This window comes from Mycobacterium sp. PDNC021 (genome assembly GCF_048282635.1).
Taxonomy (GTDB): Bacteria; Actinomycetota; Actinomycetes; order Mycobacteriales; family Mycobacteriaceae; genus Mycobacterium; species Mycobacterium llatzerense.
The window spans coordinates 3,395,212-3,421,790 of record NZ_CP182502.1 but is presented as its reverse complement, the minus strand read 5'-3'; the positions used below and the strand labels follow the sequence as shown (position 1 = coordinate 3,421,790).

The 26,579-nt window shown below is 64.3% G+C and carries 26 protein-coding genes; 10 read left to right on the top strand and 16 right to left on the bottom strand.

What is annotated here, in order from left to right:
• Positions 1-17: 17 nt before the first annotated feature.
• The 3 genes from ACNO8X_RS16235 to ACNO8X_RS16225 form a co-directional block, all read right to left on the bottom strand.
• Positions 18-764 carry a dienelactone hydrolase family protein gene (locus ACNO8X_RS16235; RefSeq protein ID WP_418001833.1) on the bottom strand — a complete coding sequence of 249 codons (747 nt, stop codon included), beginning with the start codon at positions 762-764 and terminating at the stop codon, positions 18-20.
• 237 nt (positions 765-1,001) lie between these two features.
• On the bottom strand, positions 1,002-1,886 hold the full coding sequence (locus tag ACNO8X_RS16230; protein ID WP_418001832.1) for a TIGR03560 family F420-dependent LLM class oxidoreductase: 885 nt from the start codon (positions 1,884-1,886) through the stop codon (positions 1,002-1,004).
• Positions 1,883-2,617 (bottom strand): hypothetical protein, encoded by a 735-nt coding sequence (locus tag ACNO8X_RS16225; protein WP_418001831.1) that lies wholly within the window; start codon positions 2,615-2,617, stop codon positions 1,883-1,885. The genes ACNO8X_RS16230 and ACNO8X_RS16225 overlap by 4 nt, the downstream gene beginning before the upstream one ends.
• Positions 2,618-2,698: 81 nt before the next feature.
• On the opposite strand from ACNO8X_RS16225, the gene ACNO8X_RS16220 reads away from it, so the two are divergent.
• Both ACNO8X_RS16220 and ACNO8X_RS16215 read left to right on the top strand, forming a co-directional pair.
• Positions 2,699-3,214: a MarR family winged helix-turn-helix transcriptional regulator gene (locus ACNO8X_RS16220; RefSeq protein ID WP_418001830.1), complete on the top strand. Its 516-nt coding sequence runs from the start codon at positions 2,699-2,701 to the stop codon at positions 3,212-3,214.
• Positions 3,215-3,284: 70 nt separating this feature from the next.
• Positions 3,285-4,601, top strand: coding sequence for a cytochrome P450 (locus tag ACNO8X_RS16215; RefSeq protein WP_418001829.1), 1,317 nt, complete (start codon positions 3,285-3,287; stop codon positions 4,599-4,601).
• Positions 4,602-4,657: 56 nt separating this feature from the next.
• Here ACNO8X_RS16215 and ACNO8X_RS16210 read toward each other — a convergent pair whose 3' ends face one another.
• From ACNO8X_RS16210 to ACNO8X_RS16195, 4 genes are read right to left on the bottom strand one after another with little or no spacing between them, the layout of a single operon-like run.
• The gene (locus tag ACNO8X_RS16210) at positions 4,658-5,569 is read right to left on the bottom strand and encodes a hypothetical protein (RefSeq protein WP_418001828.1); all 912 of its coding nucleotides are present in this window, start codon (positions 5,567-5,569) and stop codon (positions 4,658-4,660) included.
• A 49-nt stretch (positions 5,570-5,618) separates the two neighbouring features.
• A complete protein-coding gene (locus ACNO8X_RS16205; RefSeq protein ID WP_418001827.1) occupies positions 5,619-6,314 on the bottom strand; it encodes a uridine kinase in 696 nt (231 codons plus the stop codon).
• A gap of 35 nt (positions 6,315-6,349) precedes the next feature.
• Positions 6,350-6,829: a GNAT family N-acetyltransferase gene (locus ACNO8X_RS16200; protein ID WP_418001826.1), complete on the bottom strand. Its 480-nt coding sequence runs from the start codon at positions 6,827-6,829 to the stop codon at positions 6,350-6,352.
• A gap of 46 nt (positions 6,830-6,875) precedes the next feature.
• Positions 6,876-7,529 carry a GNAT family N-acetyltransferase gene (locus tag ACNO8X_RS16195; protein ID WP_418001825.1) on the bottom strand — a complete coding sequence of 218 codons (654 nt, stop codon included), beginning with the start codon at positions 7,527-7,529 and terminating at the stop codon, positions 6,876-6,878.
• A 58-nt stretch (positions 7,530-7,587) separates the two neighbouring features.
• Between ACNO8X_RS16195 and hppD the strand changes: the two genes are divergently transcribed.
• Genes hppD through fahA form a run of 3 tightly spaced genes read left to right on the top strand, consistent with a single transcriptional unit; the run spans position 7,588 to position 11,428 of the window.
• Positions 7,588-8,805 carry a 4-hydroxyphenylpyruvate dioxygenase gene (gene hppD, locus ACNO8X_RS16190; RefSeq protein ID WP_418001824.1) on the top strand — a complete coding sequence of 406 codons (1,218 nt, stop codon included), beginning with the start codon at positions 7,588-7,590 and terminating at the stop codon, positions 8,803-8,805.
• A complete protein-coding gene (gene hmgA, locus ACNO8X_RS16185; protein WP_418001823.1) occupies positions 8,805-10,118 on the top strand; it encodes a homogentisate 1,2-dioxygenase in 1,314 nt (437 codons plus the stop codon). Before hppD ends, hmgA begins: the two co-directional genes overlap by 1 nt.
• A complete protein-coding gene (gene fahA, locus ACNO8X_RS16180; RefSeq protein ID WP_418001822.1) occupies positions 10,115-11,428 on the top strand; it encodes a fumarylacetoacetase in 1,314 nt (437 codons plus the stop codon). Before hmgA ends, fahA begins: the two co-directional genes overlap by 4 nt.
• Before the next feature lie 15 nt (positions 11,429-11,443).
• Here the strand turns inward: fahA and ACNO8X_RS16175 are convergent, their stop codons facing one another.
• The 6 genes from ACNO8X_RS16175 to ACNO8X_RS16150 all read right to left on the bottom strand — a co-directional run bounded on the left by ACNO8X_RS16175 (position 11,444) and on the right by ACNO8X_RS16150 (position 16,991).
• Entirely contained in the window at positions 11,444-12,019 is a 576-nt protein-coding gene (locus ACNO8X_RS16175) for a TetR/AcrR family transcriptional regulator (protein WP_418001821.1), read from the bottom strand.
• A gap of 46 nt (positions 12,020-12,065) precedes the next feature.
• Entirely contained in the window at positions 12,066-13,040 is a 975-nt protein-coding gene (locus ACNO8X_RS16170; protein ID WP_418001820.1) for an alcohol dehydrogenase catalytic domain-containing protein, read from the bottom strand.
• A 157-nt stretch (positions 13,041-13,197) separates the two neighbouring features.
• Positions 13,198-14,091: a phenylalanine 4-monooxygenase gene (locus ACNO8X_RS16165; RefSeq protein WP_418001819.1), complete on the bottom strand. Its 894-nt coding sequence runs from the start codon at positions 14,089-14,091 to the stop codon at positions 13,198-13,200.
• A 65-nt stretch (positions 14,092-14,156) separates the two neighbouring features.
• Positions 14,157-14,642, bottom strand: coding sequence for a DinB family protein (locus ACNO8X_RS16160; protein WP_418001818.1), 486 nt, complete (start codon positions 14,640-14,642; stop codon positions 14,157-14,159).
• Positions 14,643-14,654: 12 nt separating this feature from the next.
• Complete coding sequence (locus ACNO8X_RS16155) at positions 14,655-16,085, bottom strand: cytochrome P450 (protein ID WP_418001817.1); 1,431 nt, start codon at positions 16,083-16,085, stop codon at positions 14,655-14,657.
• A gap of 105 nt (positions 16,086-16,190) precedes the next feature.
• On the bottom strand, positions 16,191-16,991 hold the full coding sequence (locus tag ACNO8X_RS16150) for a phosphotransferase (protein ID WP_418001816.1): 801 nt from the start codon (positions 16,989-16,991) through the stop codon (positions 16,191-16,193).
• Positions 16,992-17,119: 128 nt separating this feature from the next.
• Here ACNO8X_RS16150 and ACNO8X_RS16145 point away from each other — a divergent pair, with 128 nt between their 5' ends.
• Both ACNO8X_RS16145 and ACNO8X_RS16140 read left to right on the top strand, forming a co-directional pair.
• Positions 17,120-17,869, top strand: a complete 750-nt coding sequence (locus tag ACNO8X_RS16145; protein WP_418001815.1) for a tyrosine-protein phosphatase — start codon at positions 17,120-17,122, stop codon at positions 17,867-17,869.
• 70 nt (positions 17,870-17,939) lie between these two features.
• Positions 17,940-18,950, top strand: coding sequence for an AraC family transcriptional regulator (locus ACNO8X_RS16140; protein ID WP_418001814.1), 1,011 nt, complete (start codon positions 17,940-17,942; stop codon positions 18,948-18,950).
• 45 nt (positions 18,951-18,995) lie between these two features.
• Here the strand turns inward: ACNO8X_RS16140 and ACNO8X_RS16135 are convergent, their stop codons facing one another.
• Both ACNO8X_RS16135 and ACNO8X_RS16130 read right to left on the bottom strand, forming a co-directional pair.
• On the bottom strand, positions 18,996-19,967 hold the full coding sequence (locus tag ACNO8X_RS16135) for a squalene cyclase (RefSeq protein ID WP_418001813.1): 972 nt from the start codon (positions 19,965-19,967) through the stop codon (positions 18,996-18,998).
• An 18-nt stretch (positions 19,968-19,985) separates the two neighbouring features.
• A complete protein-coding gene (locus ACNO8X_RS16130; protein WP_418001812.1) occupies positions 19,986-20,414 on the bottom strand; it encodes a cellulose-binding domain-containing protein in 429 nt (142 codons plus the stop codon).
• 161 nt (positions 20,415-20,575) lie between these two features.
• Here ACNO8X_RS16130 and ACNO8X_RS16125 point away from each other — a divergent pair, with 161 nt between their 5' ends.
• Positions 20,576-21,643, top strand: a complete 1,068-nt coding sequence (locus tag ACNO8X_RS16125) for an MFS transporter (RefSeq protein ID WP_418001811.1) — start codon at positions 20,576-20,578, stop codon at positions 21,641-21,643.
• A gap of 13 nt (positions 21,644-21,656) precedes the next feature.
• On the opposite strand, the gene ACNO8X_RS16120 is transcribed toward ACNO8X_RS16125, so the two are convergent.
• On the bottom strand, positions 21,657-23,423 hold the full coding sequence (locus ACNO8X_RS16120; protein ID WP_418001810.1) for a GNAT family N-acetyltransferase: 1,767 nt from the start codon (positions 23,421-23,423) through the stop codon (positions 21,657-21,659).
• A gap of 89 nt (positions 23,424-23,512) precedes the next feature.
• Between ACNO8X_RS16120 and ACNO8X_RS16115 the strand changes: the two genes are divergently transcribed.
• Positions 23,513-24,292 carry an alpha/beta fold hydrolase gene (locus tag ACNO8X_RS16115; RefSeq protein WP_418001809.1) on the top strand — a complete coding sequence of 260 codons (780 nt, stop codon included), beginning with the start codon at positions 23,513-23,515 and terminating at the stop codon, positions 24,290-24,292.
• A gap of 95 nt (positions 24,293-24,387) precedes the next feature.
• Entirely contained in the window at positions 24,388-26,565 is a 2,178-nt protein-coding gene (locus ACNO8X_RS16110; RefSeq protein ID WP_418001808.1) for a glutamine synthetase III, read from the top strand.
• Positions 26,566-26,579 lie beyond the last annotated feature (14 nt).

Below are 26,579 nucleotides of genomic sequence, written 5' to 3'. Positions count from 1 at the left end.
GCGCAACCGATTGACGGTTACTTCGCCCCGGCGGGTGGTCGGTCTGGTATTAGGTGCCGGGTGAAGAAGCGGGCCGCGTCCTCCCCCGCGTACGCGGGGACGCCGGTGTGCCCGCCCATGTTGGCGTGCAGCGTCTTCTCCGTGGAACCGAAGGCGTCGAACAGGTCCAGTACCTGCTGCCGGTTATCTACTTCGTCGTCCCACTGCAGCAGGACGTGCAGCGGGATGGTGACCTCACGCGCTTCGGCGACCATGGCGCGGGGCACAAAACTCCCGGCGAACAACACAGCAGCCACGATTCGCGGTTCGACCACTGCCAGCCGGATACCGACGGCGATCACCCCGCCCGAGAAGCCAATCGGGCCGCTGATCTCAGGACGCGATACGAGTGCGTCGAGGGTGAACTGCCATTCCGGTACCGCCTTCTCGACCAGAGGGACTACAAGCCGGTCGATGATCTCATCGACCGGCTCGCCAGCCGCCAGCGCGCGATGCAGATCGGCACGGGCCTGCTCGGCATCGGCAGACCGCGGGCGGTCGCCGCTACCGGGCAGCTCGATCGTGGCCGCGGCGAACCCGTCCGCCAGGCAGCGCCGAGCGCGGCTCGCCAGCCGCGGGTACATCGCGCGCAGTCCGCCGGGGTGGCCGAGCAGGATCAGCGGCGCTGGTGTCGAACCGGGCGTCCACAGGATGCCTGGGATGTCGTCAAGCATGAATTCACGTTCGAGGCCGTCCTCGAGACGCTGTTCGGAAATGAAGTGCATGGTCGTGCCTTTCGGGAGTGCTCGTTGAACGGCGCTCCCGGACGACCTATCGCCCGACCGTGACCCCGAACAGGAGCACCCACGTCGATACGTTCACGGGTACCACCTCCTCGCCAGTTGCACGGTCTCCCAGAAAGTAGCAATGGTCGCTGCCGGCCGCCAACTGTTTTTTCAGGCGGGCTCTTCGGCCGGTGGCCGCAATCGAGATGATCCCCGACCCCGACCAGGTCGGTCTCTTCAAAATGACTGCGGTGCAACGGGTCTGAGTTGGGCTGCGGCACCGGCCACGACACCGAGCTCGGCCTGGTTCCACGCCCGTCCGCGGGCAATCACCACGATGTGGTGGATACCCAGTTCCACCAACCTGCGGCAACGTTCGACCAACTGATCGGCGGACTCACCGGGCGTCAATGCGGTGGTGACGGTGTGTTCGATCTCCTGCCGCGGCCGGCCGAGCTCATCGCAGTGCCGCCCGAGTGTGTCGAGTTGTCGACGAATCACCTGCTCCCCGTTGGGGATATCGAAAAGGTTGCAGGCGTCGGCGTATTCGGCCACCAGGCGCAAGGTTCGGCGTTCACCGGTTCCGCCGATCAGTATCGGCGGCCGGGTGATCGGCGTTGGCCGACCGATGGGGCGTCCGGCGCGGTAATAGCGCCCCTCGAACGGAGATTCGTCACCGTCCCACATACGCCGCGCCAGTTGGAGCAGCTCGGCCAGGCGATCGAACCGCTCGCCGGTCGACGGCAGAAAAAGCCCGAGCGCGCTTGCCTCGTCGGCGTTGTAGCCCGCGCCGAGTCCCAACCACGCCCGCCCGCCGGACAGTACGTCCAAGGTGGTGACGGCTTTGATCAACACCGCAGGATCGCGGAACGTCGTTGCAGTTACCAGTGTGCCGAGCCGCAACTTCGCGGTCTTGGCGGCCAGGAATCCGAGGGTGGTGTACGCCTCCAACATCGGCTCATCGATACGGCTGGCTGGGTCGGCCTGCAGTAGGTGATCCGCCAGCCAGAGGGTGTCCACGTCTGTGCCATCAAGGATTTCGGCGAGTGAGGCCAAGCGCGCCCGGATCGCGGCCGTCCCCTCCGGCCACGAAAAGTTGGTGACACTGACGCTCACCTTCATGCCGGCCCACTGGCGGTTGCGTGCTCCTGCCGGTTCCGGGCGGCACGGCGCTGCGGCAGCAGGACGCCGATGGCGACCAGCCAGATCAGCGCGGAGAACCGGGCGATCGGCAGCAAGGGCGCGGCCTGGGGCCAGATGAGCACCACGGTGGTGAGCTCAGCGACCACCGCGATCCCAAGACCGATCCACGCCAACGCCCGCGGCACCAGTTGAAGGATCAGCGCGGGGACTGCTAGGCCTGCCACCAACAGGCCGAGCATCACGACGTGCGCCACGCCGCCGGTGAGAAACGTCAGGTAGTAGAGCGCGTTGGTCAGCGGGCCGTCGGTGCTGACCTCGGGCCGCGACAGCGTCCACAGGAGCAGGCTCGAGAGCCCGAGTCCCCCGGCTGCCAGTACGCCGCCCGCGAGCGCGATAGTGGCTCCCGGTGCAGTGACGCCGAGCTGCCGCAGCCGCGCACTTGCCGTGGCCGCATAGATCAACAGCGGGACCGAGGACCCGAATGTGAACACGGCGCCTACCTGCGCGGCCGACGAATGCGCGCGGAAATAGTCCAGCACGGCCGCTGAATCCTGGTATGGCAGAGGCGGTGTGCCGCCGAGCACGGCAAGCATTGTGACGCCGACCAGGAGCAGACCGAGCGAGATCGTGCCGAGCAGCCACAGCGGTGGCCCACCCTGCTGCGGAGCACGGCTGCGGGTCGTCGGCCGATCGTCGATGTAATCGTTCATGCGATGAACGATATTCCTTCTGAATCAGATGCGTCAACATCATTCATAAAGAAAACGGTTGCACACGTGTATTGTTTGTCCATGCCGCCAGTGTCCAGTGCCCAGCAGCGGGACGGTGCTGCGTTCTTGCTCGCTCAGCTCGGTAGTCACGCCGCCCAGTTGTTCGCCGAACGCCTTGCTGCGCTGAAGCTGACTCCCCCACATGCCGGCATCCTGCGCATGATCGCTACCCAGCCAGGACTCAGTCAGCAGGAGCTCAGTGGGCAATTGGGACTGTTACCCAGCCGAATGGTCACCTATCTCGACGAGCTCGAGACACGCGGTGACGTCGAACGGCGGCGCAACCCGACTGACCGGCGGCTGTACGCGTTGTACGTGACCAAGTCGGGTGAGAAATTGATGCAGACGATTTCCGAGCTCGCCCGTGAGCACGAACAGGCGCTGACCGCCGGCTTGACGGGCCAACAACGAAAGACACTCAACGAGCTGCTCGCCGCCGTCGCCGAGCAGCAGGGCCTGGCGCCGGCGGTGCACCCCGGCTATCGGCAAATCGGCAGACGCAAGAACGCGCCCGGGTCGACGTCCGTGAGCGAGTAGCCACGTTCTGCCGGCGCAGCCGATATTCACGGCTAGCCTGGTCGGTAGTCGATCCGCGGGGGCGAAAATCGTGAATGTGGACATCAAGACCCGGACCCACTGGCTGTTGGGGTATGGGCTCCCCCGCGCGACACTCAAGGTGCTGGCACGTCGAGGCGACCCGTTCGCTCAGCTACTTCTTGACAACGACCAGCATGACCGTGCGTATGACCTGATCGAGCAGATTCGCCAACAGGGGCGTATGTCGACAGTGTTCGGTGGCAACGCGTGGGTTACCGCCGATCTACAACTCGTTCGAGACACATTGCGCGACAGTAGATTCCGCACCGCCAAGCCGTTCGACCGGTCGCCATTCCGTACTGTTCAGCGGCTGTTCGCAAAAACTAATCCCGGCGTGATCAACCCCGTCGAGCCGCCGTCGCTGCTGATGGTTGACGCACCCGAGCATGTGCGGCTGCGACGCCTGGTGTCGCGGGCGTTTACCCCGAAAGCGATCGAGGGGCTTCGGCACCGCATCGACGAAGTCGCCGACGGCTTGCTGAACGAGCTTGGTGAGACCAGTAACTGCGATTTGGTCGCCGCCTACGCGTCGAGGATTCCCATCGAGATCATTGCCGAGATGTTGGGCATTCCCCGCGGGGACACGTCCTACCTCTACGGAGTCGGCGCGACGGTCTCCAAGTTGATCACCACGACTGCGCCGTCCTGGCGCAATTTCGCAACGGCGATCGACGGGTTGCGTGAGTTCGAAGGCTACCTCGCTGCGCATATCGAGCGACTTCGCGGCGGAAGCGCCGACGACAGCATCCTGTCCGCCGTTCTCCAGGACACCGAACTGTCCGACTTTGAGGTCAGGACATTCGCAGGTCTGCTCCTGGGGGCCGGATTCATCACCACGGCACATCAGTTCGGCAATGCGGTCGTCGCGCTGGCCAATCATCCAGACCAACTGGCCAGGCTCCAGGCCCACCCCGAGGGCTGGGCCAATGCGGTGGAGGAGGTGCTGCGGTACGACTCCGTCTCCCAAATCGGAGTTAGGGTGGCCACCGAGGACCTCCAGCTCGGCGATGCAACCGTGCGGGAGGGTGCGGCCGTCTTCCTGCTCCTTGCCGGCGCCAATCGCGACCCGGCGGTGTTCGAGCGCCCGGACGAATTCGACACCGCCCGCGCCAACGCCCGCGAGCACGTCAGCTTCGGCACCGGGAGCCACGTCTGCCTGGGTGCTCCATTGGCCCGCATGGAACTGCTGTTGGGCCTGCAAGCACTGTTCGACCGGTTCCCGCGACTGGCGCTCGCCGGCACGCCGACCATGAACGACAGCACGCTGCTGCGAGGAATCAGCCATCTCCCCGTCACGCTCGGACCTTCGCGGGTCAGCCCAGGTTGACGATCGAGCGTTGGTCGGACAGTCGAATCGGGATCGCCGAATTCGGCGATCCCTGCTCACGTGATTTCGATGAGGTAGAGCGGATCATTTCTCACATGAGGTAGATCAGCCAACACCGGCTGCAGATGCGGATCACTCACGTGCGAATCGAACGAGACGAGTGCGCCGGCGTGGCTTCCGGCCGACCGGATCACCGTCGCAACGGCGTCGGCAACCGCGTCGATTCCGCTAGGCTCGCCATCCCGAATTGTCTCGGCGACCACCTCGATGCCCTCTGCCGAGGGAAACGCGAACGCCACCGCCGCCAATCGGCCGCCCAACCACGTCCCTGCGCTACTGGTCCGATCGGCCTCTGCCACCTCCGTCGCCGCGACCTCCAGCAGTACGTCCTTGCTGGTTACTGGCGACCAAGGGCCATGAATCCATTCATAGACCGCAGCAAATGCTTGACCCGCCGCGGCGAGGTCCATGGCCTCCAGGTTTCGACAATTCTGTACCGATCGTGTTGCGACCCAACGCTGCACACCGGGCGCGTGCGGATCGACGACAATGCCCGGACTGCACTGGTATTCCCGGCCGCCGACAGTAGACACGAACGCTATTGCGGCCCTGTTTCGCTGCCGCAACTTGGTCGACAACGGCAGCGACCTGTCAGGACGCAACGCTTTCATCTCTTCGATCAACCTCGTGCCGATGCCGAGCCGGCGCGCGCGGGTGCAAACCTCCACCGCGCAGGGAAACCGGCCACCGTGCAGCAAGCTCTTCGCCACCGTTGCGCAACCAATCATCTGGTCGCTGGCATCAACGGCCACCCGCGTTCGTCGCCATCCGGGGCCGTCGCGATCAGGCCCGTGCAGCGCATGAAAATGCTCTACCCAAAGTGGGTCCGCAGCTGGATCCAACAATCTCGCCAGCTGCAACGCATCATCCCCTTGCCACTGACGCAGCCGAACATCACCGTCGTTCATGCGAATTCTATTACCAATCAATATCTTTGAGTATCGGCAGGAGACACTTCTAGTCACCTGGGACGATCACTGGACACCCGAGTGCGGTGTTATCGATCAGAACCGTCGCACGTTGTTGTGGACTGCATTCTTGGAAGTATCGGCGTTGAGCCTCGACGTAGCGCCGCATGCTCGGATGGTCCGGATCCGGGTTGGTTCCGTCCCTCGACGCCATCCGTCGCGCCGTTTCAACAAATGGAACATCGAGGAACACCGAAAAGTCCCAGATTGCACCCAGTTCGTTGCGGTGCAGGAAGATTCCATCAACGATGAGTACGGTCCCCGGCGCAGCTGTGCGTGGCGCTGGGTTCAGAACCGCGTCAGTTGTGAGGTCATGAGCGGCAGTACGGTACTTCCGCGATCCACCCGGTGAGAACGGTGCGACGACGTACGAATGGAAACGGCGGTAGTTGTAGGAGTCCAACCAGAATCCCTCTGGGGAGTCGCGGCCGAGCCGGTAGCGAACGGCCCGAGTGTTGTGGAAGTCGTCGAGCGAGACTCGCACGACGGGTCGTTGCTGCGCTCGCAGGAGGTCGGCGAGTTCGTCGGCGAAGTAGGTTTTTCCGGCTCCGTCCGGTCCGTCGATCGCGACTTTCGGGCAGCTCCCGTTGTGGGAGGCGGGTATTCGCATTGCGACCAAGCGCATGGCGTCGGCCGCGCCGGCGGCGACACCCATTGATTTCGATCTTGAATCCCAGTCGGTCATGACCAGCAGCTTCTCCCCAGCCCTCGAGTCGATTATCAGCGTAGAACTTTGACCATCGCCAATCCGAGCGGACCGTGGCCCTGGCCGACCACACGAAATCCCTTGCGCTCGTACAGGCGCTTGGCGGGGTTGCGCACATGGACGTTGGTACACATCGTGCCGAAATCTCTTGCGAGGTCGGCAAAGAGCGCGTCCAACAACAAACCACCGACACCTGTGCCGCGCCAGCCGGGTACGACACCGATACACAATTCACGCAATGCCACTCCGCGGGCGTCGACGCGCAGCGGCGGATCGCTTAGGTACGACCACACTGCGCCGATCGGCGCACCGCCGTGTTCCTCGGCGAGGATCGGCACCACACCATGAGGTGGCAGCAGTTCGAGCACTTCGTCGCTGTCAGGCTCGGGAAGCGGCCAATCCTCGATGACGCAGGCATGGCGTGCCATCTCAACGATGAACGCCCCATCGTCAAAAGTCGCTGCGCGCAACCGCACTGCCGGTCCGGTGGCCATGTGCAGATTCTTCCAGCCGCGATCCGCGAACGCATCAAGATTTCAGTCAGAGACGTTCATCGCTAGCCAGCAGCGCGTGGACGTGCATGTCATGCCACCCGTCTGCGTGCAATGCCGCACCGCGCCGGATCCCCTCTTCTCGGAATCCGGACTTCACCGCAACGCGGCATGACGCCTCATTGTCTGTCGAGTGATCAAGCTCGATCCGATGAAATCCTGCTACCTCGAAAGCCCAACTGCAGACTACGGTCACGGCGCTCGTGCATAGGCCGCGACCGCGCGCTGATGGCAGCATCCAGTAGGCCGCCCCAGCCAAACCGTCGCCGTGGTCGAGCACCTTGATTGATACTCGTCCAAGCAGTTCGTCGCTCTCGATATCCGCAAGCGCCCAGTTCAGTTCCGACTCCTCGGTCCAGCCGCTCTGGCGCGCGCTGATCCATTCACGAGCTTCCTCAAGCGTGTCGAGTACGCGAACGTGCCAACGTTGAATGTCGGGGTCCGCGAAGGCCTGCACCACCGCCGGTGCGTCGGTGAGTTTCCATGGGCGCAGGACCGCTCGCTGCCCGACTGGGATCGAGGGATGCTCCGACTGGGACAGGGAACCCGGCGCGATAGTCGGCGAGGTCAACAGCGGCATGCCGACATCATCTCGCAGTGCGCCGATGAGATGTATGGCTCGATCGTCGGCGTGTTCGGGCATGCGAACTCGTTGCGCAATCTCTACATCGGGATGATGCGCGAGAGAGAAGAATGGCTCTATGGCGAACCAGAGCGCCCTCACCGACCAGGAGAAGCAGGCCCGGCTCGACGTCAACCAGCTCAAACAGCTGGTGGGCCTGGTGGAGTACGACCCGAGCAACGATCCCTTCCCGGTAACCGGTTGGGACGCGATCGTTTTCGTGGTGGGCAATGCCACTGAGGCCGCGAGCTACTTCCAGTCGACGTGGGGTATGGAACTGGTTGCGTACTCGGGGCCGGAGAACGGCAACCGCGATCACAAGGCGTTCGTCCTGCGCTCGGGTTCGGTCCGGTTCGTTCTGAAGGGCGCGGTCAGCCCTGATAGTGCTCTGGTGGCACATCACGCCAGCCACGGCGACGGCGTCGTCGACATCTCGTTGGAGGTGCCCGACGTCGACAGGTGCATCGCGCAGGCCGAGCGCGCGGGCGCCACGGTCCTCGATGAACCGCACAACGTGTCGGATGAGCACGGCACCGTGCGTATCGCGGCCATCGCAGCCTATGGGCAGACCCGACACACGCTGGTGCAGCGCGAGATCGCCGGTACCCGCTACAACGGTCCCTACCTGCCGGGCTACGAGCCGGCCAAGAGCGGCTACGTCAAGCGTGACGGTGCTCCTCCACGCCTGTTTCAGGCCTTGGACCACGTCGTCGGCAATGTCGAACTCGGCAAGATGGACGAATGGGTCGGCTTCTACAACCGGGTCATGGGGTTCGTGAACCTGGCCGAGTTCATCGGCGACGACATCGCCACCGACTACTCGGCGCTGATGTCGAAAGTCGTCGCCAACGGCAACCATCGGGTGAAGTTCCCGCTCAACGAACCGGCAGTCGCCAAGCGCAAGTCTCAGATCGATGAGTACCTCGAGTTCTACCGGGGCCCCGGAGTTCAGCACCTCGCATTGGCGACGGACGACATCCTGAGCAGCGTCGACGAATTGCGCAGGGCGGGAGTGCAATTCCTCGACACCCCGGATGCCTACTACGAAGACCCGGAACTGCGTGCTCGCATCGGCGAGGTGCGCGTCCCGGTGGATGAATTGCAGCAGCGCGGGATCCTCGTCGACCGCGACGAGGACGGGTATCTGCTGCAGATCTTCACCAAGCCGTTGGGTGATCGGCCGACGGTCTTCTTCGAACTCATAGAACGCCACGGCTCACTGGGGTTCGGCAAGGGCAACTTCAAGGCCCTGTTCGAGTCGATCGAACGCGAGCAGGAAAAGCGCGGGAACCTGTGATGGCCGACTACCAGTCGGGCTTCGGCAACAGCTTCGAAAGCGAGGCGCTACCCGGCGCGTTGCCCGTCGGCCGCAACTCACCACAGAAATGTGCGTACGGCCTCTACGCCGAACAGCTCAGCGGTTCACCGTTCACCGCACCCCGTGCCTCCAACAAGCGGTCCTGGCTGTACCGGATTCGGCCGAGCGTGGCCCATTGGGGCCCCTTCGCTCCTGTTGACGCCGAAGGGGTTTCGCATTGGCGCTCGGCACCCGACGACGCGCCCGCGGTGCCGATCGCCCAAATGCGTTGGAACCCATTGCCGCTGCCGGATCCTGCGGTCGAGGACACCACATTCATCACCGGCATACGCACCATCACGACCGGCGGAGACGTCAACACCCGCACCGGATTCGCGAACAGCATCTATGCCATCACATCGTCGATGGTGGACTCGTACTTCTACAACGGCGATGCGGAGATGCTGTTCGTCCTAGAGCACGGCGATGTGCGGTTCTGCACCGAGTTCGGGATCATCGACGCCGAGCCCTGCGAAATCGTTGTCATCCCGCGCGGCGTGAAACTGCGCGTCGAAGTGCCTGACGGTCCGGCCCGCGGCTATCTGTGTGAGAACTACGGCGGTATTTTCACTCTCCCTGAGCGCGGCCCGATCGGTGCCAACTGCCTGGCCAATGCGCGCGACTTCCTCACCCCCGTCGCGAACTACGAGGATCGCGAGGTCCCGTCGACGATGTATGTGAAATGGGGCGGCACGCTGTGGCAAGCCGACCTGGGTCAGTCACCGCTGGATGTCGTTGCCTGGCATGGTAATTACGCGCCGTACAAGTACGACATGCGGCGCTTCTCCCCCGTCGGCCCCGTGCTGTTCGACCACGCCGACCCGTCCATCTTCACGGTCCTCACCTCACCCAGCGAGACGCCGGGAACCGCCAACGTCGACTTCGTCTGCTTCCCGGAGCGGTGGATGGTCGCCGAGGACACCTTTCGGCCGCCCTGGTACCACATGAACGTCATGAGCGAATTCATGGGACTGGTGCGCGGTGTCTACGACGCCAAACCCGACGGCTTCGTTCCCGGCGGTGTCAGTCTGCACAACTGCATGACCCCACATGGCCCAGATGCCAACGCATTTCACGCCGCCAGCACCGAAGAACTGAAACCGGTCAAACAGGAGAACACGCTGGCCTTCATGTTCGAAACCCGGTACCCGCAGAAGGTTACGACGTACGCGGCGAATCTTCCGCAGCGGCAACAAGACTACGCCGACTGTTGGCAGGGGCTGGCCAAACGATTCGACCCGGATAAGCCGTGACCGCACTGGATTTCACTCACGCCCCGGGCCGACGAAGTTGGGTCACCACCGCACGCACCGGCAGTGGGTTCCCTCTGCAGAATCTCCCGTTCGGTGTGGTGGCCGGTGCCGCCGGCGAACCGCACGGCGTCGTCCGTATCGGAGATGAGGTTCTGGATCTCGGCGGACTCGCCGCGTCGGGGCTGCTCACCGGTGAGGCCCACGCAGCGGCTGAGGCGGCCGCACACGGAACGCTGAATGCTCTGTTCGCCTTGGGTTCTGGACCCCGGACCGCGCTTCGCAGGGAGCTGCATGCACTGCTGGTCGAGGGCGCACCGCACCAGCAGACCGTCGCCGGGTTACTCACCCCAATGGCAGAGGTCGACGTCCTACTGCCCGCCCGGATCGGGGACTACACCGACTTCTACGTCGGCATCCACCACGCCCGAAACATCGGTGCCCTGTTTCGTCCCGACAATCCCTTGCTGCCCAACTACAAGTGGGTTCCGATCGGCTATCACGGTCGTGCCTCCAGCGTGCGGGTCAGTGGCACCCCGATCACCCGTCCGCACGGGCAACTGAAGGCGGCCGACGCATCGTCGCCCGTGCTGGCACCCACCCGTCGCCTGGATTTCGAGCTGGAACTCGGCGTGTGGATCGGCCCGGGAAATCGCCTTGGTGAACCAGTGCCGCTCGATGACGCCGAATCGCGCGTCGCCGGCTACTGCCTGCTCAACGACTGGTCCGCACGCGACGTACAAGCTTGGGAGTACCAGCCCCTCGGCCCGTTCCTGGCCAAGAGTTTCGGCACCACGATCTCCCCGTGGGTGATCACCCCAGAAGCGTTGGCGCCGTTCCGGATTCCGGTGCCGCGCCCTGAGGACGATCCCGTTCCGCTGCCATACCTCGACAGTCCCCTCCATCGGATGCAAGGCGGACTCGATATTGAGCTGCAGGCCCTCATCTGGACGGCGCAGATGCGCGAAGCCGGAAGCCCGCCGCAGCTGATCTCGCGTTCGTCGAGCCGCCACATGTACTGGAGCGTCGCGCAGATGGTCACTCACCACACGAGCAACGGATGTAACCTCCAGCCCGGCGACCTGCTGGGCAGCGGCACCCTGTCCGGTCCCACCGCCGGCTCCGAGGGCAGCCTGATGGAAGCCAGCCACGGCGGCAAGGACCCGATCACGCTGCCCAACGGTGAATCTCGGACATTCCTCGAGGACGGTGACGAAGTGATGTTGACTGCCAGAGCTCATCGTCCGGGCGCAGCCACCATTGGTTTCGGCGAGTGTGTCGGCGTCGTACTACCAGCTATCACTTACCCGTGACGTCCCCGGCGTGGCCTACGCAACAACATGATCGGTGGCCACGCATGAGCTGATCAGAGTCATCGCCGGCTCGATCAGCGCGAGCAGACGTTCACGAGAAATCCCGTCCCGCGCCTGGACGGATATACCGTGCAACACAGCCGCGTATGTGTCGCCCAAAGCCTGAGCATCGGTGCCATCGACCAGTTCGCCCGTGGCGACCGCATCCCGCAGCCGTTCGACCAGCGACTCGGTCCGCTTGCGGCGATGCGCGGTAAGCCATTGGCGCACTGCATGATTGGCAGGTGAGCAATTCGCAGCCGAGCTGACGACCATACAACCGCGGGCTCCGTGCCGCGTGTACACGTCGACCGCCTCACGCAGTGTCCGCTCAATTGCGCGGTAGGCCGTCGGCTCTTCGGCGAGCGCGCGTTCGGCGAACCCACCTTCCTGCTGTTCGTACCGGTCGATGGCCTCCCGGAACAACTCCTCCTTCGAACCGTATGCCGCGTACAGCCGAGCCGATGCCAGTCCGGTCGCCGAGACCAAATCGCTCATGGATGTGGTCTCGAAGCCGCGCTCCCAGAACACGTGCTGAATCTTCTCCAGCACCTGGGCCCTATCGAACTCCCTTGGCCTACCGGACATCTCCCCAACCTCAGAATCGGTCGATCACCACGACACCGGTTGTGCCGAACGCTTCCATCGAGCCGAGCACCGCGGTGACCTCTTCGAGACCGACCGTACGGGAGACGATCTCGTCGGGTCGGAGCCGACCGGCCTCGACCATCGCAAGCATGGTGTCGAATTGGTGCGCCGCCATCCCGAAGGCGCTGAGGAACTCGAGTTCCTTGATGAGCATCAGATCGATCGGCAACGCGATATGACCGCCCGCTGCAGCGACGGTATGACCGAGCTGCAAATGACGACCGCGCGAACGCAACGAATGCACCGATGCCTGACAGGTCTGTGCAAGGCCTGTCGCATCGATCGACACGTGGGCGCCACCCGCAGTCAGCTCCACGATCTCGGGCGCAGCGTCCAATGCCGCCGACTTCGTGGTGTGAACTGCACCGAGTCGTCGCGCCACGGCAAGCTTGTCGTCGGAAATGTCCACTGCGATTACGTTGGCGCCCGCGGCGGCGGCGATTTGGACTGCGGCCGAACCCATGCCGCCACCAGCTCCATAGACCGCAACCCAGTCACCGGGACGTACCCGTGCCCCGTTGACGATGCCGTGGAACGCCGCGATATAGCGACACCCGAGACTGGCCGCCGCGACAAACCCCAACGACTCCGGCAGTGCCACCATGTTCACGTCCGCAAAACGGACGACCACGTATTCGGCGAATGCGCCCCAGTACGAGACGCCGGGCACCAACGTGTCGCCGTGTGCGCACACGTGCTGATGGCCCGCGCGGCACGTCGCACACGTACCGTCTCCCGGGTTCATCGGGAAGGTGACCCGGTCCCCCGCGCGCCAGCGACGGACCTCAGCCCCGACTTCCTCGACAACGCCGGCGAATTCGTGGCCCAAGACGAAGGGAGCACTGATCCGAGGGCCACCCGCCCAGAAATTCCCTGACCATAGAGCCCAATCCGTACGGCAGATCCCATTGGCCATAACGCGCACGATCGCACCGTCAGCCGGACAGCTCGGCTCCGCCACATCCCGAACAACCAATGGTTGCCCTAGCTCCTCGATCACTGCAGCCCGCACCGTGGCCTCCCAATTCTTTGTCGATCAACAAAGAATAGCGCACGGAAGCACCTGGGGACATATGGCGCATCTATGCCGGCGCGGAAGCGTCATGCATCAGGCGCTCCACCATGTCGTCGTCAACCTCGGCGAAGAATCCGCCGACCACATCCTCGATCTCGTTGAATCCTCTGGCGCAGAAGAGAACTGGCTGATAGTGCGTGATGTCGTAAGTCTGAACACCCATCCGGCCGATGTTCAGCGGCCTGAGGTCCGCGACGTCGATCTGCTGGATCTCCCCGTATGACGACAGCAGCCCGGCGCCGTAGGTCCGCACTTCTCCGTGCTCGCGGACCACCCCGAATTCCAGGGAGAACCAGAAGACCTTCGAGACGAATTCCAGTGCCTCAGTCGTTTTCACGCGCTGCGCTGCCTGGCCGGCCAATCGGTACAGCGCCGCGAAACGCTCGTGCACCAGGCAATTGCCATGCCCGACCACCTCGTGGATCAGATCGGGCTCGGGCGTGTAGAGCGGCACGGAGTGGTGCCGGATGTACTGGGTGGAGTGAAAGATGCCGTCTGCGAGGAGTCCGTAGAACTCCCGCAGTGGTACCAATCCAGCGGCCGGTACGTACTGAAAGCCGGTGAGCGGCCTGAGCAGTTCGTTGACCTCGACGAGTTGCGGGATGCGGTCCTCGGGGAGCCCGAGCCGCTCCCGTCCCTGCAGATACACGGCGCAGGCACGGCGCTGGTGTAGCCGGTGCAGCTCGGCGCACGCGATGCGCCAGACCTCCTGCTCGTCGTCGGTGTAGGTCGCGATGGGTGGTGGTGTGCCGGGCTGCCAATCGATGGCGAGCGCGGCTATCGCGTTGCGGCGAGCGCGGTATTCCGGGTCAACGGCGCCCGGATGGTCAGGGGCGAGGTGAACGGTGACGCCATCTTCCGTGCTCGTCACCGGCGCATATAGCTGCGCTTCTTCGAACATCGCTGCCTCCCGGAGGTCCGGGCGTCGCACTGAGCGGCGTCTACAAACCAGGATATGCGCGCTGATTACTGACGACCGGCAAGTATCTGTTCACGCAGGATGTCGGCGTGGCCGCAATGGTGAGCCAGTTCGCGCAAAGCTTGCAACTTGACCCACCGAAATGTTCGGGGCCCCGCCCGATGCCCCGTCACGACTGCATCCAGCGACAGGTCGGACGCTGCCGCCCGGGCTGTCGCGCAGGTGTCACGGTATGCCGAGAGAACCGAGGCGACGGTGTCGTTGTCGTCAAGCCGGAAGGACTCATCGACGCTCTGCACCAGGCCGAGCTCTCGTCGCGAAGTGCCGCCGACGCATTCCTCAAACCACACCCGCTGCATCCATGTAACGTGCTTGAGCAACCCGAGCAGCGTCGTCGCCGACGGGACGAGCCGACGGCGGGCCTCCTCCTCGCTGAGGCCATCGAGCGTTCTTTCGATGGCACTGCGGTAGTCCTCAAGAAACGCATCGAGCTGGTTCTTCTCATCGTCGACCAGCACATCGAACGAGCTCAATGCGTTCCCCCATCACGTCGTGGAGGTCGCCTGCTTCCGGGTGACCTTGACCATCATCTTGGAGTAACCCTTCACGAAGTTGGATTGCGTGTACTCGGGCTCCCCCACGACCTCGATGTCCTCGAATCGCGCCAGCAGTTCCTCCCACAGAATCTTGAGCTGCAACTCGGCGAGACGGCTGCCCATGCAGCGGTGGATGCCGATGCCGAACGCCAGGTGATGCCGGGCGTTGTGGCGGCCGATGATGAAGTCGTCCGGGTTCTCGAACTTGCGCTCATCGCGGTTGGCGGAGGCGTACCACATGACTAGTTTGTCGCCCTTGCGGATGAACTGCCCGCCCAGAATGGTGTCCTGCTTGGCGACCCGGCGCATGTACGCCAACGGGGTCTGCCAGCGGATGAATTCGTGGACCGCCTTGTTGATGAGTGCGGGGTCTGCCTTGAGCCGCGCGAACTCCTCGGGGTTCTGGTTCAGGGCGAGCACGCCACCCGTCATCGAATTGCGGGTGGTGTCATTGCCACCCACGATGAGCAGAATCAGGTTGCCGAGGAACTCCATCGGGCGATCGATAAGGTCCTTGGTGTCCTCGGACGACTGCATCAGGGTGATGAGGTCGAAACCGGGCTTCTCGCCGGCCGCCAACCGCGCCTTCTTGTCGTGCCAAAGGGCGCTGAAAGCGCGCGCCATATCGGCCGCCGCCACGAACATCTCATCCATGTCGGACTCGCCGCCGGTGGCCGAGGCGCTGCCGGCGATGGTGTCGGTCCAGTACACCAATTTGCGACGCTGGTCGTACGGGAAGTCGAGCAGCGTCGCAAGCATGCGCGAAGTCAGTTCGATCGAGACCGTATCGACCCAGTCGAACGGCGTACCGTCCGGCAGCCCGTCGAGCACCTCCTGCACCCGGGTCCGGATGAGCTCTTCCATTTCCTGGAGGTTCTGGGGTGCCACCACCCCCTGAACTGCTCCGCGCTGCTCTTCATGACGCGGCGGATCCATGGCGATGAACATCTCGACGTCCAAGCCCTCGGGCGGGTCGCCGATGATGATCTGCGGCTCGGCGGAGAACCGTTCATTGTCCTTGTCGACGGTGACGATGTCGTCGTACCGAGTGATCGACCAGTACGGCCCGAACGGGCTGTTCGGCTGGTAGTGCACCGGCGCCTCGTCACGCAGCCGCTTGAAGTAGGACTGCCAGCGACCCTGGCGGAACATGAACGGGTTGCTCATGTCGATCTCCGCCAGTGGCATATCCGCGGCGTCGGGAATCGGCGTTTCGACGAAGACCGGTGACTTGTCGCCGACGACCGACTTCTTCGTCTTCTGATACAGGTGCATGCCCTTGATCTGCAGGGGCATCGGGATCGTCGACTGCGCCCGGTTGAGCACCGGATCGAGAATCGCTTCCTGCGCCTTGGTGATTGCCTGATCGAGAATGTTCACGAGTTTCTCCGTCTTGTCAGATCTGGAATTTCGAGTAGTGGATCGGCAGGTGACCAATTCTCGTGCCGTTTGCTGCGCGGCAACGCGGAAATGGTCAGTTCTGAGTCATGTGTGCACGGTGGGGTTCCGTTGCTCAAGTGCATCGCGGTTCCGCTGCACGAATGCGAGGTCGCTTTCCAGCAGTGCGACAAAGGGCTGAGCGCCGAGGTCGCCGGCGGCTACCGCGGCGCGGCAGGAGTGGACCGCCTCGCTGATGCGAGCGACGATGTCGTCGACGAATCCTTCGCGGTCATCGAGTCCATATGCGTCCAGGAACATTTGGAGGCGGCGGGCGACATCAGGTGCTTTGGACCAACCGCGAGCACGGGCGTGGTCGCGTGCGTGGAGGCCGACGACGTGCCACGCGGCATAGGCCAGATCCTTGCGCCGAGTCGTCGGGCCCGCGTTGTCCCAGTCGATCAGCGAGTGGATTCGGCCCGTGGAATCCGCGACCAGGTTTGCGAGACTGACGTCGTTGTGTCCGATGATCTCGCCGTCCCGCAGGCCGCGGCTGCCGTCGCGCCATTGCAGCGCGGGGCCGGGGCGGAAGGTCTCGACGGCGTCGTGGAAGCGGCGAAGGAGGCGCGCGACACGAACCAGGTTCGCCTCGAACCGCAGCCACGCGGGCCAGCCGTCGGCGCTGGCCGCCGTCTGCCCGTCGATGAAGGTCAGGACTTCATGGCCTTCGGAATCGACGCCAAAGACCCGGGGCGCACCGTCGAAGCCGACGGCTTCCAGGTGCTTGAGGAGCTCGTGCACCGCCGGTGTCCAATGGCCGGTCGAGCGGCGGACGGTTCCTCCGGTTCGAAGGACAGTGCCGCCCCAGCCGCCGGCCAGCCGCTCCGCGTGGTCTGTGACTGCAACCATGGGACCCTCCTCGCATCGACTGTTCGTTGGCAACAACGCTACGAATGAAAAGGTGCAGCTGGGAGACCCTAAGCGGCTGAATACTTACTCGAAGTGGCAATGCCGAGGGCGGATGTAAGCTACCGGCCGTGGCCGTCCTCGATCAGTACCACCTCTCCGGTGCCTGGAACTTCCGAGACGTCGGCGCGCTGCAGACCGACGACGGACGTGAGCTCCGACCCGGGGTTCTCTACCGATCCTCGGAGCTGTGTGCGCTGGATGCAGACGGCCAAAGCAACCTCCGCGACCTGGCGATCACCGACGTCATCGACCTGCGCAGCCAGACTGAAATCGCCTGGAACGGGCCCGACGTCCTGCCGCCGGGTGTGACGCTGCACGTCGCGTCGGTGCATGACGACGCGCAACAGAACGCACCGCATGAACCCGGAAGCGTGGTCACACCGGAGCTGTTCGAGGCGGCCCTTGAGCACGCCTACGGCCGCTTTCCGCTGCTGCCGACCGGGCAACACGCGCTCGCGTACACCATTCGCATGGTGGCCGAAGCGCCCGGTGGCGTCCTCATTCACTGTGCGGCGGGCAAGGATCGCGCCGGCTGGATTGTTGCCGCACTACTGCGCGCTGCCGGCATCCGCGAATCGGACATCCTGGCCGACTACCTGCGGAGCAACGAGTCCATCGAACCGCTGCGCAGGCACGTGATGGCCCGCAACGGTGATCTCTCCCAACTCTCGGACAAGACCCTGGGCGTCCACGACGATTTCATCGCCGCATCGTGGCGTGCGGTTGACGAGCAGTACGGCAGCTTCGACGCGTACCTGAGTCGGATCGGCGTCGACGAGTCCATGATCGCTGCACTTCGCAGTCGCTTGCTTGGCTGAAACCTAAACGTGCACAACCAATTCGGCGAACCAAACGATCTCAGTGCAGCGACTTACTAGATTTGGCAACGTGGTTGATTGGGATATCCCCCGCACACCGGCAAGTGTCGGTGTGCTGCTGGGCCTGGCCGGTGAACGGGGTGTCACTCCGGAAGTCTGTCTGGCCGGCTCCCGCCTGACCGTTCGCGGGCTGCAAAGTCCGAGCGCCGAGGTCACCGCACGCCAGGAATTGACCGTCGTCGCGAATCTGCTTGAGGCGCTTGACTATCCCGACGATCTCGGCGTTGAGGTGGGTCTGCGCTATCGCCTGGCCACCTACGGAATCTTCGGATTCGCTTTGATCAGCAGCCCGACCTTGCGCAGTGCGATCGATGTCGGAGTGCGGTATCTCGATCTCACGTTTGCCTCGTCGAGGCTCGGCACCAGGGTGGTCGACGACGAGTTCCAGTTCGTCCTGGAGGCGCCGGGGACACCGGACCGCATCCGCCGGTTCGATATCGACCGGTTGGCCACGGCCATCGCGGTGATCAAGCGCGAACTGTCGGCAGACCTGCCGCCTCTCGGGGCTCATTTCACTCATCCGCGCCCGGCCAGTCTCGACCGGTACATCGCCGCCTTCGATACCGAACCACAGTTCGATGCGCCCGAGAATCTGCTGACCCTGCCCGCCGGTGTGCTCGACCTGCCGTTGCCACAGGCCAACGCCTATAACTCCGCTGCCACGCAGGAGCAGTGCCGCAATCTCCTCGAAGAACGCCGCAGCCGCACCGGGCTGTCCGGTCAGGTTCGCGACCTGCTGCTTGCGTCGCCGGCGCAGCCGCCGACGGCGCACGAGATCGCCCAGTCGCTGGCCATGAGCCCGCGCACGCTGCGCCACCGACTCGGCGCCGAGGGCACGTCCTATCGCGAACTGCTCGACGAAATTCGGCAGCGGCTTTCGGAAGAAATGTTGATCGGCGGCCGCTTGACGGTCGCCGAGACTGCTAGCCGACTGGGGTACGTCGAGTTGTCGAGTTTTTCGCAGGCGTTCCGCCGATGGCACGGGATGAGTCCGCGTGCCTTCCGCGCATCCCACAGCTGAACCCGAGAAAGCGAAAAGTGTTGCGCCCAATGGGCGTCGCGGTGCCTATGCCACAGCATCCCACCAGTTGAGGACCCGTGTCCCATACAAGGTGAGCCACTTCGACGGCTGTCCGGGCGGCACGTCGACTTCGAACCACACTCGACCTGGCTGCCGGCCGGTCTGCAACCAGGTGCCGTCCGGCTGTCTGCCGCCGCGAACGATGCCGATTGCATCGCTCAGCCGAGGATCGGCAGCTGTGCCCTCGTGTAGCGCGGCCAGTCGGAAGTACTCGCAGGCGTTGAGGGCGCTGTAGGACCAGCGAATGGGATAGCCGAAATCGGTGATCCATTGCCCCACTGGCCGATTCGTCGTGAGCCGGTTGATCAACCGGCGTTCGAGCAGGTACTCCTCGCCGCGACGGCGCGCAGCCCGGATCTCGGTGGTACCCCCAGTGGCTGCCTCGAACGCGAGCAGCCCTTTCAGCGAGTTCAGCGTGGAATGAAACGACGACCGGTGCGACCCCTCGACCCACTCGCAGTTCCACCCGCCGTCAGGCAGCTGATGTTCGAGAAACCAGTCCGCGATACCGTCGACGTTCGCGCCCAGCCACAGCCCGTTGGCCAGGGTCCAGGCATTGATGCAGCAATCCACCTCGCCCGCCCAGTACGGCAGGTTGTCGTACTCCCAGCGGCAATGTTCATCGAGCAATTCGGCGGTCCGGCGGTCCCGCAGCACCGAGGCGTCAAGGCCCCACTCGCGCAGTGCATTCAACGTCCACGTTGTGGCGGTCCATGGCTGACCATCGTCGGAGCCGGCAGGGTCGTCGAAGTCGTAGTCTGCTGGGAAGAAGGCGCCGCCGGCCCACTGGCCATCGGCGTGTTGCAAAGAGAGCAGACGCGCACCGAAGCCCTCCGTCGCGATCCGCGACCGCGTCGCCTCCCATATCGCAGGTGGGGCAGCGAGCAGATCGCGCTCGACTTGCCAGCGCAACGTCGGATCGGATTCCAGCAGCCAGTCTTGCAAGGCCCCGTTCATCATCCGACCGCCGTCACACTACGAGCAATAAACTTGGCCGTTGAGCACACAATTCGACGGTGGCGTGTAGGTGCCACTCAGCACGCCCCGAATGCCACCGTTGGCTGAACCACCCGGCGGGATCACACGATTCCAGCTCGCGGGCGTGATCACATAGTGCGTGCCGTACTGGGTGAAGGTGCTGCTCCACGCGTGCGAGATGGACTGCCCCATCGGCATGTCGAACTCGAGCTTCCAATCCGTCATCGGCACAGTGCTGTAGTTGGTGATGACGTAGCGTGCGATGAAGCCGTCCTGCCACGTGTGTTGCACCACCAGCCGCGCTCCGGCCGCAGCCGCGTGAGCCACCGCAGTGCCGGCAAGTCCGAGAACGACGACCGTCAGTGCGGACACGACAATGTGAAGCGCTGTGCGCCAGCGCTTCACCTGAGAGCCCAGTCCAGTCATCGCATCCAAGGTTAGGCCCGACGAGGAACGTCTCCACCAACAGCGCAGGTGAGCAGCCAGACCTTTGCGCGATCGATACCGTCACGAGATTTTCGCCGCGGTCGACTGCGATGGCGGATTTCCGCCAGCACCCCATGCGATATGACCAATAGCGTCGACGCGTGACCACAACTGCACAACGCAATCCGGTAATCACCGGAACCACAGTCCTTTTCATGTCGCTGGCCGCGGCCTTGGGTACCGCGACGATCTACCCGCTGCAGCCGGCCATCGCCGACATCGCGCGATCGCTGGCGTCTCGGCCGGCTGCAGTCGGCGCACTCGCGTTGACTGCCGCTGCCGACGCCGTCTGGGTGATCGGCGTTGGATTACTACTGACCGGCGCCTGCTCCTCTGTGGGTGCGGGCTTGAGTTCTGTCGTCGGACGGCTCGCGCCCGAGCATCGGCGTTCGACCGTTCTGGGTATCGTCACCGCCGGGATCTCCGCGGGCATCCTGGCCGGTCGCATCGCCGGTGGCTGGTTGACCGACGTGATCGGCTGGCACGCAATGCTTCTCGTTGTCGCCGCAGCCACCTTCGCTGTCGCGGGTGCGTGCCTGTTGTTCCTGCCGACCGAGCCCGGCACGGTCGGGCAGAACTACCTCGCCGGATTGGCGTCGGTGCCCGGACTACTGGTGCGAGACCGGGTGCTACGCCGTGGCGCCGTGCGCGGCGCCCTGTGGTTCTTCGCGTTCTGTGCGGTCTGGTCGGGAATCGCCATCGCGTTGTCGCAGAAGCCATTCTCATTGTCCGCCAAAGAGATCGGACTCTATGCGCTGGCGGGCATCGTCGGGATCTTCGCGACACGCATCGCGGGCGGATGCACGGACCGGTTCGGCTTCCGGCCGGTGCTGCTGGTGGGTCTCGCGGCCGCTGGCGCCGCATGCCCGGTTCTTGCGTTCAGGTTGGACAGCCCTGTAGCGACGATGGTCGCTCTCGCGGTGTTCGATGCCGGGCTGTTCGCGGCGCAGGTCGCGAATCAGACCACCATCTTGGCGATCGACCCGTCCGCGCCGGCCCGCTTCAACAGCGTGTACATGATGGTCTACTTCGTCGGCGGGAGCCTCGGGACCGCGTTCGGTGCGGCCGCAGTCACCTCATGGGGTTGGCCGGCGACTGTCGGCGCTTGTGGTGCAGCACTTCTCATCGCTGCGCTGCTCAGTGGCGATCGACTGCAGCGCATGCCGTGAGCGCCACCTCGAATCAGATGGTGCGTTTCAGGCCGACGTGGGCGGCGTGGTACCCGAGCCGGTCATAGAACGCACGAGCCTGTTCGCGCGTTTCGTCCGTCGTCACCTGCGCCAACCGAGCCCCGTGTGCCCGGCCGTATTCGTGTGCCCACTGCACCAGGGCCGTACCCAAACCCTGTCGACGCTCGGCAGCGGTCACCCGCAATCCTTCTATCTGCAGTCGGGTCGAACCACCACGGGACAGCCCGGGAATCACGGTCAACTGGACGGTCGCGACGATCGCATCGGAACCGTTGCGGACTACCCCGAGATAGTTGGAATGGTCACGGACCAGGACGTCATATGCCGCCTCGTAGTCTTCCAGGTCCGCGGTTTCACGATCTTGACCGAATTGGTCGTCGGACAGCAGCGCGACGATCGACGCAACATCGTCACGGCCCGCCCGTTCCACCCGGAAACTGCGGTCCCCCACATGCAGCAGTCCCCGAACCGACGTCCGTGCTTGCGCCTGCAGACGCGTCACCAAGAGGTCGAGCCACGCCCCGACATTCGTTCGCGCTTCACGGGTGTCGGGATAGCGACACCGCAGATGCAGGCCTGACTCGTCCAGGATGAACCAGAGCATCACACCGTCGGTCTGGATGGCGGCGCTCACGTACTGAGCATCCAGCCCGACGTCGTCGATGCGGACCGGAAGCCGCCGCAGGTCCAGCCAGGAGATCGCGAACATGCCGGGCGACATCGGCATGCCGCCCCACGGCGACAGCACGTCCGCCAGTGGCCAGGACCCGAGCTGCACTGCTTCTTTGACGGCGTTGGCCGCGGCGAGTGGTTCGGCAACGGTCGACTCCAGTACCGAGTTGGTGATGAACCAACCCACCGAGTCGTGCCAATTGGTATCGAAGCGACTGTGCACGGGGAAAACGGCGCGCAGCGGCGCGTCCGCCAGCTCCCGGGTCACGGAGGTCATCGCAGCCACGGCCAGCGCCAGCGTCGACACACCGTCGTTGCGAGCTTGTACGGCGAACGCCGCACCGGCATCGACATCGAACACATCCCGGACCTCGACGCGCTCTGGACCCAGCTCGGGCTCGCCCAACGGCAGCGGAAATCGCGGCATCACCCCTCCGCTGTCGGCGATGATGCGTGCCCAGGTCTCCCGGACGTGGTCTGGCGCCGCGGGACGGTCGAGCAGCGCCTGGGTGTGCTCGACAAACGCGGGTGCCTGCGGAAGCGACACAGTACGTCCGATTCGCGCGTCGGTGAGTAGCGCCAGCAGATCCCGCGCAATCACCAGCATCGACCACATGTCGACGTGGCTGTGGTCGGCGGCAATCACCACGGTCAACCCAGCCGCGGTTTCCAACAGGCACAACCGATGTGAGGGCCGCTGATACGGCGAACAGGCCGCATCCAGAACACCCTGCAGCGCATCGTTCACCGCCTGGCCGGCAGATATCTCGTGCTCGACCCATCCGCCGGGACTGACATCGATGTCATGCAGTTCCGGATCGCCGTTCGGACCCGCCGAGAATGCGGTCCGCAACGTGCCATGGCGGGCTACCACCGCCAGCCACGCGTCGGCCAGCGATTCCCGGCTCACCCGCGCCGGCAAGCGAATGGACAACGCCATCCACGAACCGGGCCGGGCCCCGGCCGATACGTGAATCCGCTGATCAAAGGACACCGGAAGGCGCCGACCCAGTGCGGACACCGTGACGTCATAGCCCCAGAGACGACCGAACGGTAGTCGCAAGTGCGAGACGTTCGTGAGCCGCATGGCGGTACCCTAGCGCCCCAGTTAGCCTGAATGCTCAGTCGGCGGGTCGACTCCGCAGCGAGCCGATCGGTTACGGAAAGAGTTGCCTGATGCCTACTTTCGCAGTTCCCGGAGCCGAGCTTGCGGTCGAACTGAGCGACGAAGGTGGTCACCCCGTCGTCCAGTTACACGGACTCACCTCCAGCCGGGCACGCGATCGGGTGCTCAATCTCGACCTCGGCCGGGGGCTCAGCGGGACGCGGTTGCTGCGCTATGACGCACGCGGACACGGCAAGTCGACGGGTCGGAAGGTCCCCGAGGACTACCGATGGGAACAGCTCGCCGATGACTTGCTGCAGCTGCTCGACCGGTGGTTTCCCGGTGAACCAGTGCACGGAGTCGGCCCGTCGATGGGCACCGGCACGCTGTTGCACGCGGCTTCCCGCGAGCCTGAACGGTTCACGGGTCTGACGCTGATGGTGCCGGCCACCGCGTGGGAGACGCGGCGTGCACAGGCCGCGAACTACGAGGTGGCGGCCACGTTCATCGAAACCGAGGGGGTTGGGGCATTCATTGCCGCTGCCCGTGGTGCGACGCGGCCGCCGGCCACTGTGGGTGCGCCCGAAACAGTTCCCGACGTCGCCGACGCCCTGCTGCCGTCACTGCTACGGGGTGCCGCGCTGAGCGACCTGCCGGCTCCCGAGGCCATCGCGCGAATCAATGTGCCGACAACGATCCTGGCCTGGATCGACGATCCAGCCCATCCGGTCTCGACCGCGGAGTCCCTTGCCGCGCTGATGCCGAGGTCGACGCTGACGCTGGCCTACACCCCCGAAGACGTCGAGACCTGGCCCAAGATTCTGAGCCAGGATGTCGGTCGCCGGGGCTGACCTCTACTGAACGCCGCCTTTGACATCGACGTAACACTGCTGCCATCAGGCGTCCCTACTGTGAAGCGGTCATTCACGTAGGGAGAGGAATTCCATTGAGCGGAAATGCCACCCGCTTGCGAGCGATCGCCGGCGTCCAGGCCTATATGCCCCCGGCATACACCTTCGACCCTGCTGAAGCGCCCGGCGAGATCTTTGGCACGAACGTGTTCACCAAGGCCGAGATGCAGGCACGCCTGCCCAAGGCGATCTACAAATCGGTGGTGGCCACCATCGAGAAGGGCGCCAAGCTCGATCCGACGGTCGCCGATGCCGTCGCGGCCGCGATGAAGGACTGGGCGCTGGAGAAGGGCGCGACGCACTACGCGCATGTGTTCTATCCGATGACCGGCCTGACCGCTGAAAAGCACGACAGCTTCCTCGAACCGGTCTCTGACGGACAGGCGCTGGCCGAGTTCGCCGGCAAGACACTGGTGCAGGGTGAGCCCGATGCATCGAGCTTTCCGTCCGGCGGCCTGCGGTCCACATTCGAGGCCCGCGGGTACACCGGCTGGGACGTAACCAGTCCGGCCTACATCCTGGAGAACCCGAACGGCAACACCCTGTGCATCCCAACGGTGTTCGTGTCGATGACCGGCGAGGCGCTGGACTACAAGACACCGCTGCTGCGCAGCCAGCAGGCCATGGGCATCCACGCAGAGCGCATCTTGACGCTGTTCGGCCACAAAGACCTGGAGAAGGTCGTCTCGTTCTGCGGTCCCGAGCAGGAGTACTTCCTGATCGACCGGCACTTCTTCCTCGCGCGGCCCGACCTGATCAACTCCGGTCGCACCCTCTTCGGAGCCAAACCGCCCAAGGGCCAAGAGTTCGACGACCACTACTTCGGCGCGATCCCCGACCGAGTGCTGGGATTCATGATGGACACCGAGCGGGAGCTGTTCAAGCTCGGCATCCCCGCCAAGACCCGCCACAATGAGGTCGCCCCCGGACAGTTCGAGGTGGCCCCGATGTTCGAGCGCGCCAACATCGCGTCCGATCACCAGCAGTTGCTGATGACCGTGTTCAAGACCATCGCCAAGAAGCACGGCATGGAATGCCTGTTCCATGAGAAGCCATTCGCCGGAGTGAACGGCTCGGGCAAGCACGTCAACTTCTCGGTCGGCAACGCCCAACTGGGGTCGTTGTTGGTACCGGGCGACACGCCGCACGAGAACGCCCAGTTCCTGGTGTTCTGCGCGGCCGTCATCCGCGCCGTGCACAAATTCGCTGGGCTGCTTCGGGTTTCGGTCGCGTCGGCGACAAATGATCACCGATTGGGTGCCAACGAGGCGCCGCCCGCGATCATCTCGATCTTCTTGGGCGATCAGCTCGCCGACGTCTTCGAGCAGATCGCCAAGGGTGCTGCGACATCGTCAAAAGGCAAGGGCAGCATGATCATCGGTGTCGACACTCTGCCGGTGCTGCCGACCGACCCCGGCGACCGCAACCGCACCAGCCCGTTCGCGTTCACCGGCAACCGATTTGAGTTCAGGGCGCCGGGCTCAGGTCAGACGGTGGCGGTGCCGATGATCGTCCTCAACACCATCATGGCCGACTCGCTGGACTACTGCGCGACCGTCCTGGAGAAGGCGATCGCCGACGGCGAAGAGTTCGACACCGCGGTGCAAAAGCTGCTCACGGACATCGTCACCGAGCACGGAGCGGTGGTCTTCAACGGCGACGGTTACTCGGAGAACTGGCAAGCCGAGGCAGCCGCCCGCGGGCTACCGAATCTGAAGACCACGCTGGACGCCATCCCGGAACTGATCAAGCCCGAGGCAATCGCGGTCTTCGAGAAGTACGGCGTTTTCAACGAGCGGGAGTTGCACAGTCGGTACGAGGTACGTCTGGAGCAATATGCGCTGACGATCCGAGTCGAGGCCAAACTGGCGCTCGAGATCGGTTCCACCACCATTCTGCCGGCCGCCCTGCGCTACCAAACCGAGCTCGCGCAGAACGTCGCAGCATTGACGGCGGCTGGGATGACACCGAGTTTGACGCTGCTGCAGTCGATCTCGGAGCCGATCAGTGCACTCAGTGACGCCTTGGCAACGTTGACGACGGCGCTGGCAGATCATTCGGCAGCGTCGGCCTATGACGAGGCCAAGCACGCTCAAGTGGCGCTGTTGCCCGCGATGGACGCAATCCGTGTCGCGGCCGACGCGCTGGAGAGCGTCGTGGCCGACGATCTGTGGCCGTTGCCGACGTATCAGGAGATGCTCTACGTCCTCTAACTGACGCCCGACCG

Excerpts from the sequence above, each read along its gene's own strand:
- ACNO8X_RS16235 (WP_418001833.1), bottom strand. The coding sequence starts at position 764 with ATGCACTTCATTTCCGAACAGCGTCTCGAGGACGGCCTCGAACGTGAA.
- ACNO8X_RS16230 (WP_418001832.1), bottom strand. The coding sequence starts at position 1,886 with ATGAAGGTGAGCGTCAGTGTCACCAACTTTTCGTGGCCGGAGGGGACG.
- ACNO8X_RS16225 (WP_418001831.1), bottom strand. The coding sequence starts at position 2,617 with ATGAACGATTACATCGACGATCGGCCGACGACCCGCAGCCGTGCTCCG.
- ACNO8X_RS16220 (WP_418001830.1), top strand. The coding sequence starts at position 2,699 with ATGCCGCCAGTGTCCAGTGCCCAGCAGCGGGACGGTGCTGCGTTCTTG.
- ACNO8X_RS16210 (WP_418001828.1), bottom strand. The coding sequence starts at position 5,569 with ATGAACGACGGTGATGTTCGGCTGCGTCAGTGGCAAGGGGATGATGCG.
- ACNO8X_RS16205 (WP_418001827.1), bottom strand. The coding sequence starts at position 6,314 with ATGACCGACTGGGATTCAAGATCGAAATCAATGGGTGTCGCCGCCGGC.
- ACNO8X_RS16200 (WP_418001826.1), bottom strand. The coding sequence starts at position 6,829 with ATGGCCACCGGACCGGCAGTGCGGTTGCGCGCAGCGACTTTTGACGAT.
- ACNO8X_RS16195 (WP_418001825.1), bottom strand. The coding sequence starts at position 7,529 with ATGCCCGAACACGCCGACGATCGAGCCATACATCTCATCGGCGCACTG.
- hppD (WP_418001824.1), top strand. The coding sequence starts at position 7,588 with ATGGCGAACCAGAGCGCCCTCACCGACCAGGAGAAGCAGGCCCGGCTC.
- hmgA (WP_418001823.1), top strand. The coding sequence starts at position 8,805 with ATGGCCGACTACCAGTCGGGCTTCGGCAACAGCTTCGAAAGCGAGGCG.
- ACNO8X_RS16165 (WP_418001819.1), bottom strand. The coding sequence starts at position 14,091 with ATGTTCGAAGAAGCGCAGCTATATGCGCCGGTGACGAGCACGGAAGAT.
- ACNO8X_RS16150 (WP_418001816.1), bottom strand. The coding sequence starts at position 16,991 with ATGGTTGCAGTCACAGACCACGCGGAGCGGCTGGCCGGCGGCTGGGGC.
- ACNO8X_RS16135 (WP_418001813.1), bottom strand. The coding sequence starts at position 19,967 with ATGAACGGGGCCTTGCAAGACTGGCTGCTGGAATCCGATCCGACGTTG.
- ACNO8X_RS16130 (WP_418001812.1), bottom strand. The coding sequence starts at position 20,414 with ATGACTGGACTGGGCTCTCAGGTGAAGCGCTGGCGCACAGCGCTTCAC.
- ACNO8X_RS16120 (WP_418001810.1), bottom strand. The coding sequence starts at position 23,423 with ATGCGGCTCACGAACGTCTCGCACTTGCGACTACCGTTCGGTCGTCTC.
- ACNO8X_RS16115 (WP_418001809.1), top strand. The coding sequence starts at position 23,513 with ATGCCTACTTTCGCAGTTCCCGGAGCCGAGCTTGCGGTCGAACTGAGC.